This is a genomic window from Geobacillus jurassicus NBRC 107829 (genome assembly GCF_001544315.1).
In the GTDB taxonomy this organism is placed as follows: Bacteria; Bacillota; Bacilli; order Bacillales; family Anoxybacillaceae; genus Geobacillus; species Geobacillus jurassicus.
In genome coordinates this window covers 1-3,301 of record NZ_BCQG01000103.1, presented here as the reverse complement: position 1 = coordinate 3,301, position 3,301 = coordinate 1, and the positions used below count along the sequence as shown (strand labels likewise).

Below are 3,301 nucleotides of genomic sequence, written 5' to 3'. Positions count from 1 at the left end.
CTGCGGATGAATGGGCCCGCAGGCAGCTTCTTCGAATGAACCGAGCGCCGGGCTTCCCCAGGCTCCAGCCGGATGGCCAAAGGCCAGAAGGCGGTCAGCCGGGAAGACCGGCGCGGGCTGGAATCCTTAGTCTTTGTATTTCTTTAACCGCTCCTCAAGCTCACGTCGCATCTGTTCGATATCTTCATCAACCTCTTTGCTTTTGGCGCTTTGGGCAGCAAGCTGCTCTTCGTAGCCCCGGAGCCAATCCGGCACGATCTCGCGGCGAATGACTCTAGCGCCGCCAGGGCTGTGAATGGTCACTTCATTTGGATCAATTCCAGCCTGAATCCGTTGCACTTTTTCATTCAAGAAATAGATCAGAAAAGCAATCGGTTCGCGGATGTCATTTCGTTGCATAATCCGCCTGGCCGTTTGAATCAGCTCATCCATCCAGTTGCCGCCGAAAGCTTTTTGCGCCAAGACCGCTATCTTCGTGAATTGCTGTTCTGTTATGTACCGGTCATAAGCCTGCATTACAGCCAAAAACTGCAAATACCGATCATCTGCTTGAGCTTCCTTTTTCTCTTCCAAGGCAACGACAACCGGCTCAACGACTTTCTCTCTGATTTGAAAGCGGATCGCCGCAACTTTTCGTTTTTCCCTTATTTCTTCGTATGTGAACATGATGTCCGTCTTCTCCGAAATCTCCTTCTTGGCAGGATTAAGCACTCGTTTTTTGAAATTGTGGTATTCCGAATACTTGTCCCCTGCTCCAACCATCATCCGCAAATCATCCAGGCGAATCACGACCTCCCACATATATTGCCAACGCTTTAAAAGCTCGTACATGCGGATGGAGTAAGAGCTTTTCAGTTCCATCACATTCTTTAGGCGATAGGTCGTGAATTCCCTTTTCAACTGCAGGAGATAGGGCTTCAAGCGAGGGTCAAAGGCCAAGCTGACATAGCCGGAATGCTCGTCGTATTCCACATATGAAACCCAGCTCAGTTGTTTGAGCTTCTGTCCTTCTCTGATCTCAAGCACCTTGCGCATCAAATTTTTCGTGATCTCCCGCAGCTCCGTGTATTTAGGGCTTCCCCGATATCCGAGCAATTCAGAGAACTCCTGTATCGGCAGCTTATACATTTTAAAATCTGCGTCATCTTTGCGAATCTGGCTTATGATATACAAGATGATCTTCTGTTCGATAGTGGACAGCTTATAGTTTGCCTCAATCAGCGCATTGGACTTCGTCACGGCGCTGTTGTACTGCGGCTGGACAGCCGGAGTCTGCATCCTCTCATCCTCCACCTACTAAATTAGGAAAATAACTCCTTGATCCTATTCTACAAGAAAACACTTGCGTTAAAAAGTACATTTTTTTGTCCATGTACGCTTTATTTATTAAAGCGTACACAAAAAAATCACATGTACGAGATAAACACCAAAAATGTACGCTGGACACCAAAAATGTACGCCGAAACAACCAAAAATGTACGAGATAAACACCAAAAATGTACTCTCCAAATCGCTGAACCCCTTGATAAATCAAGGCTCTTGGCCCCTCCTAAAATATATAAAGATTTAAAAGATATAAATACTAAAAGTATATAAAAGCAGCAAAAAGGGGGTTGCTGCCGCTCAATATACACAAGGGTTTAATATATCTTGCTTTGCTGAAGAAGAAAAACAAACAAGGTCTCCTAGGCCTCGTACGGCCCGTCTGAGACCCTTTTTTTGATGGGTTAATAGTTTTATACCCCCCAAGCTCCAAAACACCAAAATAAGCCGTTTAACGACGTTTTACGACAATATTTGATTTTCTTCCGCGGCGGTGCTTTGAGCAGCTCCTTGATTCTGCTTCGCACGGCCGCGGGCAGCGGAAGGCGTGGATCACGAGTAGCTTCTTCGAACGACCGAGCGCCGGGCTTCCCCAGGCTCCAGCCGGATGGCCAAAGGCCAGGAGGCGGCCGGCCGGGAAGACCGGCGCGGGCTTCGTTCACAGATCAAGCCCTGCAGTGACTTCATCGATTTGTTCCTGCGTAATGCCGATGTAGCGAAGCGTTTCGGCTTGGCTGGAGTGGTTGAGAATTTTTTGGATCATGGCCAAGTCTGTTCCTTGTTTGTATGCGAAATAGCCGAACGTTTTGCGCAGGGAGTGGGTGCCAATGCGGTCCACAATTCCGACTTCTTTGGCGGCCCGGTTCAGGATGTAGTGCGCGTGCTGGCGGCTGATCGCCCTACCTCCTTTTTGGCTGCGAAACAGCGGCTCGTCGCCGCGGGCGTGCGGCCGCTCCTGCGCTAAATACAGCTCGATCAGGCGGCGAGTTTTTCGGTTCAGTGCGACAACCCGAGTCTTTTTCGTCTTCTTTTCCACGATCTCAATGCGTTCGACAACGCCCTTTTGGTTCCTCACATCCCCGACCCTCAGAGCTAAAATATCGCTGATCCGCAATCCCGTATTGATCCCAATCGTAAAAAGGAGTTCGTCCCTCAATGACGAAGCACGCAAAATCTTTTTCATTGCTTCGATTTTTTCCCTATCTTTGATTGGCTGGACGGTATGCAAAATATGACACCCCCTTGTCCATGATGGGGATGAGTAAGATTTTTGGACAAAAAGAGGAAGAACAACAAAGTGGCTTCGTGCTACTTCCTTCAACGTATTTAACGTCAGACAAAAATCTGACATAACGTGCTTTTGTCAGATTTAAAAAAATCCCCTCCACTTCCGGAAGGGGCGAGACAGTCTATTTTTTAGCCACGACAGCGGACGGCGGCTTTTTTCCCGCTCGCAGCTGTGCAAGCGAAAGGCCAAATGTATATTGAAAATGGGGGTAATCTTTGAAGCTTTTCCAATCCCCGCCCCATTCAAGGCCAAGTGACTTTCCGATCTGACCGACGCGAAACCACCGACGGTCGAGGCTCCAGCTGGGGATCAGCGTTCCCTTGAAAACATTGCAGACACAAACATCAAACGCCAATCCGAAATTATGATAGCTGTATCCTCCGCGGGCGTTCGTAACGATCCGTCCAGGCTTCGTGCGACCCAACGCATACAGGCGGTTCTGCTCCTCGATGGTTCGAAACCCTTGCGTAATGATGATGTAAATTCCTTCGTCGTAAGCTTGCCGAATCAACGCCCTAGCTTTATCGGCCACCAACGGATGTAGCCCGGACAGCTTTTTCTCCGCCCGGAAAAGAAGTTCCACCAATTCCACTTCGACTTCCCTCCCATCATCAATTCTGCGGACCTCGGTTCAATGCGATAGTTAGATCTTGAATGGATTTGGTCAACTGATCCAGCTTCGTCTCCATC

The 3,301-nt window shown here is 48.8% G+C and carries 3 protein-coding genes; all 3 read right to left on the bottom strand.

Translation table 11 applies throughout. The annotated features are described in order from the left end of the window. Nucleotides 1-126: 126 nt before the first annotated feature. Entirely contained in the window at nucleotides 127-1,278 is a 1,152-nt protein-coding gene (locus GJ1_RS17250) for a replication initiation protein (protein ID WP_066235090.1), read from the bottom strand. Between the two features lie 703 nt (nucleotides 1,279-1,981). Continuing rightward, nucleotides 1,982-2,551, bottom strand: a complete 570-nt coding sequence (locus GJ1_RS17245; RefSeq protein WP_066235088.1) for a site-specific integrase — start codon at nucleotides 2,549-2,551, stop codon at nucleotides 1,982-1,984. 181 nt (nucleotides 2,552-2,732) lie between these two features. Further along, a complete protein-coding gene (locus GJ1_RS17240) occupies nucleotides 2,733-3,203 on the bottom strand; it encodes a M15 family metallopeptidase (RefSeq protein WP_066235085.1) in 471 nt (156 codons plus the stop codon). Between the last annotated feature and the right edge of the window lie 98 nt (nucleotides 3,204-3,301).